Annotated in this window: 13 protein-coding genes; 7 read left to right on the top strand and 6 right to left on the bottom strand. The window is 71.5% G+C overall.

What is annotated here, in order from left to right:
* Positions 1 to 123: 123 nt before the first annotated feature.
* A complete protein-coding gene (locus Aiant_RS12220; protein WP_189335288.1) occupies positions 124 to 732 on the bottom strand; it encodes an adenylate/guanylate cyclase domain-containing protein in 609 nt (202 codons plus the stop codon).
* A 175-nt stretch (positions 733 to 907) separates the two neighbouring features.
* Here Aiant_RS12220 and Aiant_RS12225 point away from each other — a divergent pair, with 175 nt between their 5' ends.
* Positions 908 to 3,712, top strand: coding sequence for an ATP-binding protein (locus Aiant_RS12225; RefSeq protein WP_189335289.1), 2,805 nt, complete (start codon positions 908 to 910; stop codon positions 3,710 to 3,712).
* A 173-nt stretch (positions 3,713 to 3,885) separates the two neighbouring features.
* Positions 3,886 to 4,656: a DUF5995 family protein gene (locus Aiant_RS12230; protein WP_189335290.1), complete on the top strand. Its 771-nt coding sequence runs from the start codon at positions 3,886 to 3,888 to the stop codon at positions 4,654 to 4,656.
* Between the two features lie 2 nt (positions 4,657 to 4,658).
* Here the strand turns inward: Aiant_RS12230 and Aiant_RS12235 are convergent, their stop codons facing one another.
* From Aiant_RS12235 to Aiant_RS12245, 3 genes are read right to left on the bottom strand one after another with little or no spacing between them, the layout of a single operon-like run.
* Positions 4,659 to 5,168 carry a hypothetical protein gene (locus tag Aiant_RS12235; protein WP_189335291.1) on the bottom strand — a complete coding sequence of 170 codons (510 nt, stop codon included), beginning with the start codon at positions 5,166 to 5,168 and terminating at the stop codon, positions 4,659 to 4,661.
* Positions 5,169 to 5,203: 35 nt separating this feature from the next.
* The gene (locus Aiant_RS12240) at positions 5,204 to 6,559 is read right to left on the bottom strand and encodes a sensor histidine kinase (protein WP_189335292.1); all 1,356 of its coding nucleotides are present in this window, start codon (positions 6,557 to 6,559) and stop codon (positions 5,204 to 5,206) included.
* A complete protein-coding gene (locus Aiant_RS12245) occupies positions 6,552 to 7,238 on the bottom strand; it encodes a response regulator transcription factor (protein WP_425322668.1) in 687 nt (228 codons plus the stop codon). Before Aiant_RS12245 ends, Aiant_RS12240 begins: the two co-directional genes overlap by 8 nt.
* Before the next feature lie 427 nt (positions 7,239 to 7,665).
* Between Aiant_RS12245 and Aiant_RS12250 the strand changes: the two genes are divergently transcribed.
* The 3 genes from Aiant_RS12250 to Aiant_RS12260 all read left to right on the top strand — a co-directional run bounded on the left by Aiant_RS12250 (position 7,666) and on the right by Aiant_RS12260 (position 11,208).
* On the top strand, positions 7,666 to 8,961 hold the full coding sequence (locus Aiant_RS12250) for a hypothetical protein (RefSeq protein ID WP_189335294.1): 1,296 nt from the start codon (positions 7,666 to 7,668) through the stop codon (positions 8,959 to 8,961).
* Between the two features lie 77 nt (positions 8,962 to 9,038).
* Positions 9,039 to 9,248 (top strand): hypothetical protein, encoded by a 210-nt coding sequence (locus Aiant_RS12255; RefSeq protein WP_189335295.1) that lies wholly within the window; start codon positions 9,039 to 9,041, stop codon positions 9,246 to 9,248.
* 61 nt (positions 9,249 to 9,309) lie between these two features.
* Positions 9,310 to 11,208, top strand: a complete 1,899-nt coding sequence (locus Aiant_RS12260; RefSeq protein WP_189335296.1) for a S8 family serine peptidase — start codon at positions 9,310 to 9,312, stop codon at positions 11,206 to 11,208.
* A gap of 372 nt (positions 11,209 to 11,580) precedes the next feature.
* On the opposite strand, the gene Aiant_RS12265 is transcribed toward Aiant_RS12260, so the two are convergent.
* The gene (locus Aiant_RS12265; RefSeq protein ID WP_189335297.1) at positions 11,581 to 12,801 is read right to left on the bottom strand and encodes an exonuclease domain-containing protein; all 1,221 of its coding nucleotides are present in this window, start codon (positions 12,799 to 12,801) and stop codon (positions 11,581 to 11,583) included.
* A 118-nt stretch (positions 12,802 to 12,919) separates the two neighbouring features.
* Here Aiant_RS12265 and Aiant_RS12270 point away from each other — a divergent pair, with 118 nt between their 5' ends.
* Positions 12,920 to 13,936: a glutathione S-transferase family protein gene (locus Aiant_RS12270; RefSeq protein ID WP_189335298.1), complete on the top strand. Its 1,017-nt coding sequence runs from the start codon at positions 12,920 to 12,922 to the stop codon at positions 13,934 to 13,936.
* A 4-nt stretch (positions 13,937 to 13,940) separates the two neighbouring features.
* Here Aiant_RS12270 and Aiant_RS12275 read toward each other — a convergent pair whose 3' ends face one another.
* Positions 13,941 to 14,429: a MarR family winged helix-turn-helix transcriptional regulator gene (locus Aiant_RS12275; RefSeq protein ID WP_189335299.1), complete on the bottom strand. Its 489-nt coding sequence runs from the start codon at positions 14,427 to 14,429 to the stop codon at positions 13,941 to 13,943.
* An 86-nt stretch (positions 14,430 to 14,515) separates the two neighbouring features.
* Between Aiant_RS12275 and Aiant_RS12280 the strand changes: the two genes are divergently transcribed.
* Positions 14,516 to 15,418, top strand: coding sequence for an EamA family transporter (locus Aiant_RS12280; RefSeq protein WP_189335300.1), 903 nt, complete (start codon positions 14,516 to 14,518; stop codon positions 15,416 to 15,418).
* Positions 15,419 to 15,467: the final 49 nt, after the last annotated feature.

Raw genomic sequence — 15,467 nt, forward strand, 5'->3', positions numbered from 1 at the left:
CCCGGTCGGCCAAGGTGGTCAAGGACGGCGCGAGCCTACCCGGAGCCTCCGACACTTCTGCCCCAGGCGAGCCAGGTCTTGACCCGCTAGACCGAAAATTCGGGAAAAAGGTTACAAAAAACGCTAGCGGACCCCCACCAACCGGGCAGACTGGGGCTGTAGCGCGCGCCACAGGTCCAACGGGTAGGACTTGCCCGGGACGGACACCGGTGGCAGCTCCTGGTACGCGATCAGCGTGTCGGTGACCTCCCGGGTGGCCGAGCAGACCACCACCGTGTCGTGCGGCGCGTACGCCTGGAGCCGGGCCGCCGTGCTCACCACGCTGCCGCTGATCATCCCGTACCCCCCGTCGAAGGTCATCAGCGGATCCACGATCACCTCGCCGGTGGCCAGCCCCACCCGGGTCCGCACACGGTGCCTGCCGGCCAGGAGACGCCCCCTCAACGTCTCCTGGACCGACAGGCCCGCGCGCACCGCCGAGGCGGCCGCCTCCGGCTCGAAGCCGTCCTCGCCGGCGCCGAACACCGCCATCACCGCGTCCCCCACGTACTTCTCGACGATGCCGCCACAGTCCCGGACCACGTCGGCCACGGCCGAGAAGTAGTCCCGTTGCAGCGCCCGCACCTCCGCGCAGTCCAGCCGGTCCACCAGAGCGGTGAAGCCGACTATGTCGATGAACAGCACGGTTACTGTCTGGCGCCGCTCCTGAACGGCGACGGTGATGGTGGTCATGTCTCACGCTCCCCCAGATCACTGCGTTGACCGGGAGTACGGTGCCAGCCCGGCTCCACATGCGGATCCGCAGAACGACGTATCTGTGACAGCATCAACACTCGTCATTTTTGTGACGCAGAACAGTCCGAACCGACGACAACGTGATAGTCGCTTTCGCATTAGGCTGCCGGACATGGCCAGCCAGGGGGGCGACGGGCCGCTTGTCGGACGCACCGGCACGCTGGCCGATATTCAGTCCTGCCTGCGCAGCGTGGGTCCCGGTGGGACAGCCGCGGTGTTCCTCACCGGGGAGAGTGGCGTCGGCAAGAGCCGGCTGCTGCGCGAGACCGCCGACGCGCTGCGCAGCGGGGAGTTCGCGGTGCTCGTCGGCACCTGTTTGGACATCGGCGACGCCTCGCCGCTGCACCCGGTGCTCCAGGCGCTGCGCCGGCACGACAGCGCGCCCGCCACCACGGCCGACGACCCCGGCGCCCTGCTCGACCGGGTCTCCCGCGACCTGCGGGCGATCGCCGGCGACCGGCGGCTGCTTCTGGTCCTCGACGATCTGCAGTGGGCCGACCGGAGCACCCGCCAGCTGCTGCTCTACCTGCTCGCCGGCCTGGGCGACGTGCGCGTGTCGGTGCTCGCCGCGATCCGCGCCGAGGCGCTGCACGGCACCCACCCGCTGCGCCGGGTGCTGGCCGAGCTGCGCCGGTTGCGCTCGGTCCGGGTGGTCGACCTGGCGCCGCTCAACCAGGAGCAGACCCACGAGCTGGTCAGCGCGATCGCCGGTGACGTGGCGGGCGAGGACGCCGACCGGGTCTACAAGCGCAGCGGCGGCAACCCGTTCGTGGTCGAGGAGCTGGCCCGCGACCTGCGCGACGGCCGGGTCGAGCTGTCCGACACGCTGCGCGAGATCTTCCTGGCCCGGGTCGACGAGCTGCCGGTCAACGCGCACGCCGTGGTGCACGCGGTGGCGGCCGGCGTCGAGCCGGTCGAGCACGAGGTGCTGGCCCGGGTGGTCCGGCTGCCCGAGGACGAGCTGCTGGAGGCGATCCGCGCCGCGGTGGCCTACCGGTTCGTGGTCGGCGACGCCGAGGGTTACCGGTTGCGGCACCGGCTGGTCGCCGAGGTGCTGGAGCAGGAGGTGCTGCCCGCCGAGGCCGCCTCCCTGCACCGGCGGTACGCGGAGGCCCTGGAGACCCACGACGGTGAGGTCGATCACGCCCGCTTGGCCCATCATTGGCAGCGCGCCGGCGTTCCGTCCCGGGCGCTGCCTTCGGTGATCGCCGCGGCCCGCTCGGCCGAGAGCCTTTACGGCTTCGCCGAGGCGCACCGGCACTGGACCATCGCGCTGCGGCTGACCGCCGAGGACGCCGAGGAGCGCACCGAGCTGCTCGAGCACGCCGCCGAGTCGGCCCACCAGTGCGGCGAGCACCTGCTGGCGCTGGCCCGGCTGGAGGAGCTGGCCGGTCGCAAGGACGCGCCCGGCGAGTGCGAGCTGCACCTGCGCCGGGCCCGCTACCTGGCCGCGACCGGCCGCTCGGAGACCGCCGAGCGGGAGTACGAAGCCGCCCTCCAGTCCCCGGACTGCACGCCCCAGCTGCGCGCCACCGCGGCCGCCTTCCTCGCCGAGCTGCTGCTGCACCTGGGCCGGTACGCGGACGCCAACCAGCGCGCCCGGGACGCCCTGGAGCTGGCCGCCGTCAACGGATCGACCGCCGACCTGGTCCGGGCCAGTGCCGCGCTCGGCTTCAGCGCCGCGTTCCGCGAGGACCCGGACGCCGGCCTGGCGGTCATCCGGCACGCCGTGGAGATCGCCGAGCGCTCCGGCCACCCGGACGACCTGGGCGTGGCCTATCTGCACCTGGCCGAGCTGCTCACCGGCCCGCTGAACAACATCGAGGAGGGGGTGCTGGTGGCCCGCCGGGGCGCCGAGCGCCTCGCCTCGCGCGGTGTCGGCCGGACCTACCAGACGCGCCTGCTCGCCATCGCCGGCAACGGGCTCTTCCGGATCGGCCAGTGGGCCGAGGCGGACACCATGCTGGAGGCCGCGATGCGGCACCGGCCCTCCGGCGCCGACGCGGTCGAGCTGTTGCTGGCCCGCTGCCGGCTCTGGGTCAACTTCGGCGAGGTGGACAACGCCCGCCGCGACCTGGACGCGGCCGCCACCCTGCTGGCCGGTGGCGGTGCCCGGCACGTGCTGCCGATGCTCACCCTGCGGGCGGGCCTCGCGATCTGGCAGAAGGAGCACAGCGAGGCGCGCGCCGCGGTGCAGCGCGGGCTGACCGAGACCCGCTCGGACGACGTGGTCCTGCTCGGCGTGCTGGCCTGGCACGGCCTGCGCGCCGAGGCCGAGGCGCACGTGAACGGCGTTCCGGTCGACCCGGGCGCGCTGCGCCGGCTCAAGACCGTGGTGGCCCGGCTGGAGACCAGCGCGGCCGCCGCCGCCCCCGAGGTCCGCAGCGTGATCGACGGTTACCTCTCGCTCTGCGCCGCCGAGCTGAGCCGGGTGGAGGGCCGGTCCGACCCGGAACTGTGGTCCCGGACGGCGGCCATCTGGGACCGGCACCAGCCGTACCCGGCGGCCTACTCGCGGCTGCGGCACGCCGAGGTGGCGATGCAGCGCAAGAGCCGGCGGGCGGCCGCGCTGGCCGCGCTGCGCCAGGCGTACGCGACCACGATCGCGATGGGCGCCCGCCCGCTGGCGAACGAGATCAAGGAGGTCGCCCAGCGGTTCCGGGTCTCGCTCTCCGACGACGCGGACACCGTGGCGATGTCGCCGCCGGAGCCGGAGATGGGCGACGAGCTGGCCGTGCTGACCGGGCGGGAGCGCGAGGTGCTGGCCGCGGTCGCCGAGGGCTTGACGAACAGGGAGATCGGTGAGTTGCTGTTCATCAGCGAACGCACCGTCGGCGTGCATCTGGGCCACATCTTCGACAAACTGCAGGTACGCACCCGCGTGCAAGCCAGCCGGGTCTATCTGACGGCGGCCTGACCAGGCGATCGTTATCTCGCCGTGACATACGTACGCGGAATACGTCGTTCTACCGATCCCCTCGTACGCCGCCTTTGAAAGGCTGTGGTCACGGGGGAGCACCGCCCGGTGGTTCACACCGCCGGGCGGTGCTGGGGGCCCTCCGCTATTTCGCAAGTCCCGTGGAGGATCCGATGACCCAGCCGATCTGGGGGCCAGTGCAGCTCCAGATGTCCACGATCCTGCAGGAGCACCCGGACGACGTGCCCGCCGTCGTCGACCAGCTCACCAAACTGCAGGACGCTCTCTGCCAGGTGCCACCGTTGCTGAACGGCAACCCGCTGGCCGACTTCAACAAGCTGTACCTCACGATCACCGAGAACGTGCTGGACCGGCTCTACGCGGGCAAGTTCAAGGACCCCGCGTTCCTGTCCCGTCTCGACGTGGAGTTCGCCGCGCGCTACTTCGACGCGCTGCGCTACTGGACCGAGGGCAGCCCGGCCTGTCCCGGCGTCTGGGCCGGCCTGTTCAGCCGGATCCCCGGGCCGGACGCGCGCCCGCTGCCGTCCGCGGTCGCCGGGGTCAACGCGCACATCAACTTCGACCTGCCGTTCGCGCTGGTCACCACGTTCGACCACCTGGGCACCGACCCGATCGACGGCAGCGACCAGCACCACGACTACCTCCAGGTCAACGACATCTTCGCGGAGGAGATCCCGGGCCTGCGGCGCGGTTATCTGGATCGCTGGCAGCTGCTCATCGACACGATGAACGGCGACCTGGACGACTGGTGGCAGGGCGAGATGGTGGAGTACACCCGCAACGTCGCCTGGCGCAACGCGCAGAAGATCTGGGCGATCCGGCACGACCTGGGCGCGCTCGACAAGGAGCGCCGCCGGCTCGACCGGACCGCCACCGGCCTCGGCAAACTCCTGCTCTCGCCGTTCGCCGACTTCTTGCAGTAACGCTATTTCACGACGATCAGGCGGGCGTCGGTCGCGTCGCCGTCCCGGACGCCACCGATGCCGACCTGCACACCGGTCGTCAGCACGTCACGCTTGACCTCCTCGCGCTTCCGCACGATCCGCAACGGGTCGCCGTAACTCCAGGTGAGCTCGAAGCCGTCGGTGGACTGCACGGTCAGGCTCTGGCCGGTGACCGCCGTGACCTTTCCGCGCTGCACCACGATGGTCTTCGTCCCGTCCTTCACCCGCACCGTCACCTCGCCGTGCAGCGCGTTGCGGCGCAGCAGCTTGCGGACCACCCGGGGCCGGACGGCGTCCTTGCCGGTGGCGCCCGGTGACGGGTCGTCATCGGTGGTGAAGCCCACCTCCTGAAGGGCGACGGCCTCGGCCGCCACGTCGCTCGCCACCGGAGTGTCCGGCGCGGCTGCTTTCTCCGGCGCGGCTGCGCCGCAGCCGGCCAGGGCGAGGGTCACGGTCGCGGCGACGATCAGGGCTTTCCCGCTTCGATTCATGGGTACGACCATCCGCCCGCCCCGATCGGCCCACGTCAGCCGATTGTTCGGGTTCGGTAAGGCAGCTCCACCGTGAACATCGCCCCGCCCTCCGGAGCGTGCCCGGCCGTGATCCGCCCACCCAGCCGCCCGACCAGCCGGGCCGCGAGCGCCAGCCCCAGCCCGCTGCCGACCTTGCGGATCCCCCGATACCGCCGGTTCAGCGCGCCTCGCTCGAACGCCACGGCCAGGTCGTCGTCGGTGAAACCGGGCCCGCCGTCGCGAACCTCGACCACCCCGCCGCCCTCTCCGGCCCGCACCGCGAGCACCAGCGGCGCGCCGGCCGGCACCACCCGCAGGGCGTTCTCACAGAGCCCGTCGAGCACCTGCCGGATCCGGCCCGGGTCGGTGTCCACCGTGACCGGGACGTCCGGCAGCTCGACGGCGAGGGCCGGCCCCTCCGGCGCGCAGCGCGCCGACCAGGCCACTCCGGCCTCCCGGACCAGCTCCACCAGATCCACGGCGACCACGTCGAGCGGCAGGTCGGCGGCCTCCAGCCGGGACAGCACGAGCAGGTCGGAGATCAGCCGGTCGAGCCGATCCGCCTCGGCGAGCATGGTGGCGCCGGCCTGCTGCGCGCCGTCGGGGCCGACCACGCCGTCGGCGAGCGCTTCGGCGTAGCCGCGGAGGGTGGCCAATGGCGTACGCAACTCGTGGGAGACGGACAACAGGAAGTCGCGCTCGCGGCCCTCGCTGATCTGCAACGCCGCGGCCAGTTGATTCACCGCCTCGGCGAGGCGGTGTGCCTCGGCGGGACCGTGCCGGGCGATCCGCACCGACCGGTCCCCGGCGGCGAGCCGCCCGGCCGCCGCCGCGGCCAGCTCGATCGGCCGGGTCAGGAAACGGGCCAGCAGCGCACCGGCCAGGACCCCGCCGAGCAGGCCGGCCAGCAGCGCCCACCAGACGCTGCCGAGCACCTGCCACGCGACGCCGGAGTCGGCCGGGCGGGTGAGCACCACACCGGCGTCCACTCCGGGCAACGGGCTGCCGGCCACGAACGACGCCCGGCCGCCGACCCGGGCCCGCACGTCCACCAGGGCGCCGCCGGTCACCGTGGCGATCACCCGGGGCGGCAGGCCGGGACGGTCGGCCACGCCGCGGCGGATCACGTAGATCTCGATGTCGTCCTGGCGCAGCCGCTCGGCGATGTTCTCCCGGACGGCCGGGCGCCGGTCGGTCAGCAGTTGCACGGCGATCGCCGACTTCTCCACCAGCTCGGCGCGGACCTGGGCGTTCACCGACCGCACCGCGACCGGGACGGCGACCACCGCGGTGACGATCACGGCGACCACCGCGGTGGCGACGGTGACCAGGACGGCGCGGCCGGTCAGCGTACGGAAGAAGTCACGCATCGGCGGTGTACCCGACGCCGCGCACCGTGCGGATCAGACCGGCCGCGGCGCCGAGCTTGGCCCGGACCTGAGCCACGTGCACGTCGACGGTGCGGGTGCCGGCGTGCGAGGCGTAGCCCCAGACCGCGGCGAGCAGCTCCTCCCGGGTGAACACCCGGCCGGGCCGGCCGAGCAGGTGGGCGAGCAGATCGAATTCGGTCGCGGTCAGCGTGAGCGGGGCGTCGTGCAGCACCGCCGTCCGCCGGCCCTGGTCGAGCCTCAGCGGGCCGAGCGTGCGGACCCGATCGGGCTCCGGCGGGCCGGCCGCCCGGCGCAGCAGCGCCTTGACCCGGGTGACCAGCTCGCGCGGGCTGAACGGTTTCGTCACGTAGTCGTCGCCGCCGAGTTCGAGGCCGAGGATCCGGTCCACCTCGTCGTCGCGCGCGGTCAGGAAGATGACGGGGGTCCAGTCGCCGTCGGCGCGCATCCGCCGGCAGATCTCGGTGCCGTCCAGGCCGGGCAGCGCGATGTCCAGGATGCAGGCGACCGGGCGGAGCCGGCGGGTGGCGGCCAGGCCGGCCTGGCCGTCGTGCTCGACCTGCACGCCGAAGCCCTCCCGGCTCAGGTAGAGCCGCACCAGGTCGGCGATCGGGCGCTCGTCCTCGACCACCAGAACCAGTCCCTTGGCGACGTCATTCACGGACACATCATGCCGCCGTCCGGGGCCGGCGAATGTTCGGGCAACGTAAGAGACACACACGATCTTTTTTGAGCAGGCCGTACATATGATCCTGTTAATCTCCTTGAAATGATCTGAATGCCATTCGATCAGCGCTTTCGTGATCGTTGATTTTGGCGCAATCATCCGTACGGACGATACTGCCCTCAAATAGATGGTGGAACCCTGAAGTGGACGTCCGGACACTCCTCATGATCTCGTTTCTGCGCAGGACGGGATGAGACCTGACACCGATCAAACCAACTATTAGGGGCCTTGCCGATTATCGGCTGACGAGCCGCAGCGACCGCGACATTCCCATTCGGAGTGGACGCATGATTCGTCGCGCGCAGCGGCCGGTAACGGCTGCCCTTTGAAGGGGACGACGGGACTTATGTACGGACAGCAGATGTATCCTCAGGGCGCGCAGTTCACACCGCAACAAGCGCAGTTCGCACCGCAGGGAGCACTCGGCTCCCAGCTCGGTGGCGTCCTCGGCGGGATCGGCGGCGGATACCTCGGCCAGCAGGGCCTCGGCCAGCAACTCGGTTCGGTGCTCGGGAACTTTCTACCGTTCCAGGCCGGACCCCAGCAGCAGGTGCCTCAGTTCGCCCCGCAAGGCGCCTTCGGCCAGCAATTAGGTGGTCTGCTCGGCGGCATCGGCGGCGGCTACCTCGGCCAGCAGGGCCTGGGCCAGCAGCTCGGCGCCACCCTCGGTAACCTCCTGCCGTTCCAGGCCGGACCCCAGCAGCAGGTGCCGCAGCAGGTGCCGCAGTTCGCCCCGCAGGGCGCCTTCGGCCAGCAACTGGGCGGCATGCTCGGCGGCATCGGCGGCGGCTACCTCGGCCAGCAGGGCCTCGGCCAGCAACTCGGCTCGGTCCTCGGTAACCTCCTGCCGTTCCAGGCCGGACCCCAGCAGCAGGTGCCGCAGCAGGTGCCGCAGTTCGCCCCGCAGGGCGCCTTCGGCCAGCAACTGGGCGGCATGCTCGGCGGCATCGGCGGCGGCTACCTCGGCCAGCAAGGCCTCGGCCAGCAACTCGGCTCGGTCCTCGGCAACCTCCTGCCCTTCCAGGCCGGACCCCAGCAGCAACAGCAACAGCAGTTCGCGCCGCAGGGCGCGCTCGGCTCGACGCTGGGCGGCATTCTCGGCGGCATCGGCGGTGACTACTTCGGTCAGAAGGGCCTCGGCCAGCAAATCGGCACGACGTTCGGCAATTTGCTGCCGTTCCAGGCCGGGCCCCAGCAGCAGCAGTTCACGCCGCAGAGCACCTTCGGCCCGTCGCTGGCCAGCATCCTGGAACGCTCCGGAGTCCTCGGCACGCCGTTCCCCGGCTCGCCGGGCATCGGCAGCCCGGGCATCGGTGCGCCGTCGATCGCCTCGATGATTCCGTTCCAGGCCGGCCCGCAGCAGCAGGTTCCGCAGTTCGCCCCGCAGGGCCTGTTCGGCGGCGCACTCGGCTCGATCGCCGGTGGCGCGCTCGGCGGCTACTTCGGTGACAGCGGTCTGGGCAGCACGATCGGTGGCATCGCCGGTGGTCTGCTGCCGTTCCAGGCCGGACCGCAGCAGGCCCCGCCGTTCGTCCCGCCGTACTACTCGCCGAGTGCCTACGGATACGGCGGCCAGGGCGCTTACGGATATGGGCAGACGCCCACCGGGCAGCAGCAACAGCAGCAGGTGCCGCAGATGGCGGGCGCCGTCAACTGAGGCGGCCGCACGGAAACGACGGATAAGGTCGTGGCGCCGGGAATTCCCCCGGCACCACGACCCCGCCGGGAGAACCCATGAATCTCCAGGAATACATCGCCACCGGCTCCGAATTCAGCGAACTGCTCGCCGCCGTCGAGATGCTTCCCAGCGCCTCGGTCACCAAGACATCGTCGCGGTATATCGTCTTTCAGGCGTACGAAAATGATGTCGAGTCGTTGCGGAAACAGTTCGCCGGAAAATACACGATCGCACCCAACGCAAAGCTCGAACCATTCGACGAATAGCGCTGGTGGCCCTCTCCGGAGGCGCCACCAGCGACGCACGCCTCATGCTGGGAGGAAACGGATGCCCGAGTCCGAAGGCCGCCGTGGATCGACATCCCGCGGCCACTCCGCCGCCGCGTCCACCACCGCGTCCACCGCGCTGCCGGAACCCCAGGAAATCCCGGTCGGCGCCCGCCAGACCGCTCAATATCTGATCGCCCCCCGGTCCCGGGCCAACGCCCGGCAGCTGGGAGTGCAACCCCTGTCGGCCGGCATGCTGAACGCCGCGGTGCAGGGCCTCGACGTGGTCCGGCGGATCCAGCGCCCGCACGCCACCCTCGCCACCCTCGGCGTGGGGCAGGGTGACGCCACCGACATCCTGGTCACCAACCTGGAGCCGGAGCACGCGCAGCTGATCGCGGCCACCGCGCCACAGCTCGTGGTGGGGCACAACAGCGCGCTGACATACGGCGGCGGCCCCGCGCTGATGCAGGACGCCTCGGTCTTCGGCATGTTCCCGACGGCCGCCGTGAAGCCCAAGGAGATCCGCTTCAAGGTCCTCGGCGAGAACGACCGGCCGCTGGAGGGCGCCGTCGTCACCCTGACCGGCGACACCGTGCCCAGCCAGGGCACCACGAACTCCAAGGGCGAGGTCAGCCTCGACCTGTACACACTGCACGACCGGCCGGCCCGCTCGCTGTTCGTGATGCGCCCGGGCGGTTACTGGGACCTCTACCTGACCGAGCCGGTCGTCTCCGACGCCGCGGTCAACGTGGTCCGGCTGCGCGGTTACTCCGAGACGATCAGCGGCTTCCCGCGCGGCTTCCAGCACGGCTGGGGCCAGCGGCTGATGGGCCTCGACCGGCTCGGCCCGAACCTGCGCGGCGAGGGCGTCAAGGTGGCCATCATCGACTCCGGCGCGGACAACACCCATCCGCTGCTGAGCCACCTCAAGGTCGGCCGGGACTTCACCAACGGCAACACCACGGCCTGGAGCAACGACCTGGTCGGGCACGGTTCGCACTGCGCCGGCGTGATCGCCGCCCGCTCCGAGGACCAGTTGCGCGGCTTCGTCCCGGACGCCGAGATCCATGTGCTGAAGGTGTTCCCCGGCGGCCGCTACGACAGCCTGATCGACGCCCTGGACTACTGCATCGACCACAACATCGACGTGGTCAACATGAGCCTCGGCGGCGACACCGAGATCAACGCGGTGGTCGAGGAGACCCTGACCGCCGCGGTCAACGCCGGGGTGGCCTGCATCGTCGCGGCCGGCAACTCCGGTGACGCGGTCAAGTACCCGGCCCGCTCGCCGTACTCGTTCGCCGTGTCCGCGGTCGGCAGCATCGGTGAGGTGCAGCCGAACAGCTGGGACCGGTCCAACCTGCGCCCGCAGTTCCTCGCCGCGGACGGCATCTTCTCGCCGGCGTTCACCTGCTTCGGCCCGGAGGTCGCGGTCTGCGCACCCGGCGTGGCGATCATCTCCACCGTCCCGGGCGGCAATTTCGAGGCCCAGTCCGGCACGTCGATGGCGGCGCCGCACGTCACCGGCCTGGCCGCGCTGCTGCTCGCGCACCACCCGGTGTTCCGGCAGACCTTCGCGGCCCGCGGCGCGGCCCGCGTCGCCGGCCTGTTCAGCATGATCCGGTCGCTCTGCGCACCGTACGGCTTCGGCCCGACCCGCGTCGGCGCCGGCATGCCGACGCTCGCGGCCGTGGCGAACCTGCTGGTCCCGTCGGGCCAGTCGGAGGCCGGCACCACGCAGCCCGCGCCGGCTCCGGGTTCGTCGCTGACCCCGGTGCCCGTCCCGGCCATGACCCCGCAGTCGGCCGGGCCGATGGGCTTCATGCCGTTCGCCGCGGTGCCCGGGCTGGTGCCGGTGCCGGTGCCGGTCCCGGTGGCCCCGACCGGCTGGGCGTACGCCCACCAGCAACCGCCGCCGGTCAACTGGTTGCTGGCCCAGGCCGGAATCCAGTACTGACCGTCATCGGATCAAGGGCGCGGGCCGTCTCGGCCCGCGCCTTTCTGTGCCCGTCCAGCGGCCGCTCAGACGGCGTCCAGGGTTCTTGGGCACGCTCCCAAATTTGGTGGCTGGTCTCGGAAAGCGCTCTCCGTCATGCTATAAAGGCGGCGGCCCCAGCGCGGCCCTCGGTCCAGCAGCGGGCCAGGTCTCAGCGCGGGCCCCTTCGGCCGCATGCCGGCGCGGGCCTCTTCGGCCGTCCCGACAGTGCCCGGCTCCCCAAGCCGGGCGAGGCATCACCACGGGGGGATGCCTCGCCCACCGAACCCCGAAAGGATGGCCGCCCCACTTCCGGGCGGCCATCCACCTCTGCCTCTCGCCACCTGCCGCGAATCAGTGGCGGACGGAGCTGAGCAGGGCCTCCAGCATCGCCTTGTAGGCAGTTGCGGTGACGATCGGGATGCCGTACTGGCGGGCCAGCTTGGCGGTGCCGGACATCGAGTCGGGATCGGCGGCGACCAGCAGGCGGGTCTGCTTGGTGACCTTGCGGGCGGTGCGCAGGCCGTGAGTCAGCGCGTCGACCTCGAGGTGCTCGCGGGGCGGGGTCAGGTTCCCGGTGAAGACGACCTGGTCGCCGGGGCTCAGCTGCCACTGGGCGACCTTCGCGGCGGGCCGGCTGGCGGCCTCGGCGAGCGCCCGGTCCACGTCGGCGCTGGTCAGACCGAGGAGCTCGGCGACGCCGTCGAGGTCGAGGCGTTCGGCGCGGGTCAGGATCTGGTCGGCGAGGGCCACCGTGGCCAGCCCGGACAGATAGCGGTGGTGCAGTACCTCGGCGTCGGCGCGGGACAGACCGAGCTTCGCGGCGGCGGCGACCAGTTGGTCCGCCTCGCTGGCCGAGATGTGCCGGTCCAGCAGCACCCCGTCGAGCAGGGCGGAGTACGCGTCCGCCGCCGGGTTCAGCTGCCGGGGCAGACGGTCGACGAGGCGGGTGAGAAAGTGCGGGTCACGGTCCCGGGAGCGGCCACGGGTCACCGGGGCAGCGCCGGTCAGCGGCAGCGCGGGCCAGTCCGCCCGCCGGGCCTCGTCGATCAGCTCCGCCCACGGCGGCGGGTCACCGGCCCGCTCCAGGTAATAGGCGAGCAGTTCGGCGGCGGCACGGGCGCCGTCCAGCGCGGAGTACTCGCGGTGCGGGGGCAGTCCCGCGGCGGCGCGGCAGGCGGTGAGGCTGCGCGACGCGGTCGGCAGGAAGTGCCCGGCCAGGCGCATGGTGCACAGGCCGCGGTCGTCGCCGACCGGCACGGCCACGCCCAGCTTGCCGAACTCGGCGGTGAGGAATCCGGCGTCGAAAAGGAGGTTGTGCGCGACCAGCACATGTCCGGCCAGCCGGGCGGCGATCTGGCCGGCCAGGTCGGCGAAGAGCGGGGCGCGGCGAGCCTCGGCGCCGCTGATGCCGTGCAGCTCCTGCGGGCCGAGGTCCCGGTCCGGGTTGACCAGGGTGCACCACTCGTCCAGCACCTTGCCCGACTCGTCCAGCCGGACGATCGCGATCTCCACGATGCGGTCGTGCCAGGAGGTCTTGGTGCCGGTGGTTTGCAGGTCGACGGCGGCATACATTCCAACGAAGTTAGGCGACCGCTCCGCCGGACCGCCAGCGGCCCCGGGCTGAGGGCGTACCGGAAATGGTCTTGGTTCCGGCGGTGAGGTGGAAGCGAATCGTGGGCAGGATGGATTCATGACTTCCGGTGAGTTCACGCGGGACCAGCGTTACATCGCCACCCGGATCACGGCGGACGCTCGGGACGGTTATCCGGTCGAGCCGGGGCGGTATCGGCTGGTGGTGAGCCGGGCGTGCCCGTGGGCGAACCGGGCGATCATCGTGCGGCGGCTGCTCGGGCTGGAGGACGTGCTGTCGATGGGCATCGCCGGTCCGACGCACGACGAGCGCAGCTGGACGTTCGATCTGGACCCGGGCGGGCGGGATCCGGTGCTCGGGATCGAGCGGTTGCAGGAGGCGTTCTTCCGGCGGTTCCCGGGCTACGACAAGGGGATCACGGTTCCGGCGATCGTCGACGTGCCGTCCGGCGCCGTGGTGACCAACGACTTCGCGCAGATCACCATCGACCTGTCGCTGGAGTGGGCGAAACATCACCGGCCCGGGGCGCCGCGCCTCTATCCGGCGGAGTTGCGGGCGGAGATCGACGAGGTCAATGCCGCGGTCTACGCGGACGTCAACAACGGGGTCTACCGGGCCGGGTTCGCGACGACGCAGGAGGCCTACGAGAAGGCTTATCACCGGCTGTTCGAGCGGCTGGACTGGTTGTCCGCGCGGCTGGAGGGGCAGCGTTACCTGGTGGGTGAGACGATCACCGAGGCGGACGTGCGGCTGTTCACGACGCTGGCCCGGTTCGACGCCGTCTATCACGGACACTTCAAGTGCAATCGGCAGAAGCTGAGCGAGATGCCGGTGCTCTGGGCCTACGCGCGGGATCTGTTCCAGACGCCGGGCTTCGGGGACACGATCGATTTCCGGCACATCAAACAGCACTATTACGAGGTGCACCGGATGATCAACCCGACCGGCGTCGTGCCGGCCGGACCGGATCTCCGCGGCTGGCTGACACCGCACGGACGGGAGGCGCTCGGTGGGCGTCCGTTCGGGGACGGCACTCCCCCGCCGCCGCCGAGCCCGGCCGAGACGGTGCCGCCGTTCTCCCTGCTTGAGCGGGCTTCTCCCGGCGGGCCCCGCTGATCGGTCAAAGGGCTTTCAGCACCCGGCGGAGCAGGGTGGCCAGCCGCTCCTGGTCCGCCGGGGTGAGGTGGGACAGCAGGCGCTGCTGTTCGGCCAGGCCCGCGGTCACGGCCCGGTCGGCGAGTTCGAGACCCTGGTCGGTGAGGTGGACCAGGACGCCGCGGCGGTCGGACGGGTCGGGTGAGCGGGCTATCAGGCCGGCTCTCTCCAGGCGGTCCAGCCGGGCGGTGGTGCCGCCGGTGCTGAGCATCATCGACGCCGCCAGGGCGCCCGGCGAGAGCTGGAACGGCGGGCCGGAGCGGCGCAGGGTGGCGATCACGTCGAACTCGGGGCGGCCGATGCCGAACTCGGCGTAGGCACGCTCGGCGGTGTCGCCGGCGATCCGGGCGATCCGCTGGATGCGGCCGAAGATGCCCATCGCGGTGGTGTCCAGGTCGGGGCGCTCGGTCGCCCACTGGGCCAGGATCCGGTCGACACCGTCGGGTTCGCTCATGCTGACATTTTCCACGATCGCTCGGTGCCAAGTATCTCGACGTCGGTTATCTTGATGTCGAGATACTTTCCGTCGAGGGAGTCGTCATGCGGGTTCTGCTGGTCACGGCACTCACGCCGATGGTGTGGGGGACGACCTACGCGGTCACCACCGAGTTCCTGCCGCCCGGCCGACCCCTGCTGGCGGGGGTGCTGCGGGCACTGCCGGCCGGGTTGCTGCTGCTCGCGATCACCCGGGAGATGCCACGCGGGGCCTGGTGGTGGAAATCGGCGGTGCTCGGGGCGCTGAACATCGGGCTCTTCTTCGCCCTGCTGTTCGTCAGCGCGTATCGGCTGCCCGGTGGCATGGCGGCGGTGCTCGGGGCGGTGCAGCCGCTGGTCGTGGCGGGGTTGTCCGCGCTGGTGCTCGGCGAGCGCGCTTCCGTGCGTACGGTGATCGCGGGTGTGATCGGCGCCGTCGGCGTCGCCCTCGCGGTCCTGACCGCTACCGCCCGCCTCGACCCGATCGGGATCGTCGCCGGGCTCGCCGGCGCGGCGTCGATGGCGACCGGCCTGGTCCTGACCAAGCGATGGGGACGGCCCGGGGTGTCGCTGCTGACCTCGACCGGCTGGCAGCTGGCCGCGGGCGGCCTCACGCTCCTGGCGATCACGCTGGTCGCCGAGGGGTTGCCGGCCACGCTGACCGGCGAGAACCTCTTCGGGTACGCCTACCTGGCGCTGATCGGGACCTCGCTCGCCTACGTCCTGTGGTTCCGCGGACTGGAGCGACTGCCGGCCACCCGGGTGTCGTTGCTGAGCCTCCTCTCACCGGTCACCGCCACCGTGATCGGCTGGGCGGCGCTCGGTCAGGCGCTGACGTTCGTGCAGGTCACCGGGATGGTGCTGGCTTTCGGGGCGGTGCTGTGGGGACAGTCGGCGCAGGTCCGCGCCCGTCACGACGCGGCGCGGAAAACCGACCCGGTCCGGGGACGGACGCGGCGGGTGGGCTGAACGACGCCGGCGGTTTTGTCGTACCGGCGGCCTAGGGTCGTCACGTGCC

It is taken from the genome of Actinoplanes ianthinogenes, assembly GCF_018324205.1.
Taxonomy (GTDB): Bacteria; Actinomycetota; Actinomycetes; order Mycobacteriales; family Micromonosporaceae; genus Actinoplanes; species Actinoplanes ianthinogenes.

What these genes read in the sequence shown, in the direction of transcription:
- Aiant_RS12270 (WP_189335298.1), top strand. Translation starts at nt 12,920, where the DNA reads ATGACTTCCGGTGAGTTCACGCGGGACCAGCGTTACATCGCCACCCGG.
- Aiant_RS12275 (WP_189335299.1), bottom strand. Translation starts at nt 14,429, where the DNA reads ATGAGCGAACCCGACGGTGTCGACCGGATCCTGGCCCAGTGGGCGACC.
- Aiant_RS12265 (WP_189335297.1), bottom strand. Translation starts at nt 12,801, where the DNA reads ATGTATGCCGCCGTCGACCTGCAAACCACCGGCACCAAGACCTCCTGG.
- Aiant_RS12255 (WP_189335295.1), top strand. Translation starts at nt 9,039, where the DNA reads ATGAATCTCCAGGAATACATCGCCACCGGCTCCGAATTCAGCGAACTG.
- Aiant_RS12250 (WP_189335294.1), top strand. Translation starts at nt 7,666, where the DNA reads ATGTATCCTCAGGGCGCGCAGTTCACACCGCAACAAGCGCAGTTCGCA.
- Aiant_RS12280 (WP_189335300.1), top strand. Translation starts at nt 14,516, where the DNA reads ATGCGGGTTCTGCTGGTCACGGCACTCACGCCGATGGTGTGGGGGACG.
- Aiant_RS12230 (WP_189335290.1), top strand. Translation starts at nt 3,886, where the DNA reads ATGACCCAGCCGATCTGGGGGCCAGTGCAGCTCCAGATGTCCACGATC.
- Aiant_RS12220 (WP_189335288.1), bottom strand. Translation starts at nt 732, where the DNA reads ATGACCACCATCACCGTCGCCGTTCAGGAGCGGCGCCAGACAGTAACC.
- Aiant_RS12225 (WP_189335289.1), top strand. Translation starts at nt 908, where the DNA reads ATGGCCAGCCAGGGGGGCGACGGGCCGCTTGTCGGACGCACCGGCACG.
- Aiant_RS12235 (WP_189335291.1), bottom strand. Translation starts at nt 5,168, where the DNA reads ATGAATCGAAGCGGGAAAGCCCTGATCGTCGCCGCGACCGTGACCCTC.
- Aiant_RS12240 (WP_189335292.1), bottom strand. Translation starts at nt 6,559, where the DNA reads ATGCGTGACTTCTTCCGTACGCTGACCGGCCGCGCCGTCCTGGTCACC.
- Aiant_RS12260 (WP_189335296.1), top strand. Translation starts at nt 9,310, where the DNA reads ATGCCCGAGTCCGAAGGCCGCCGTGGATCGACATCCCGCGGCCACTCC.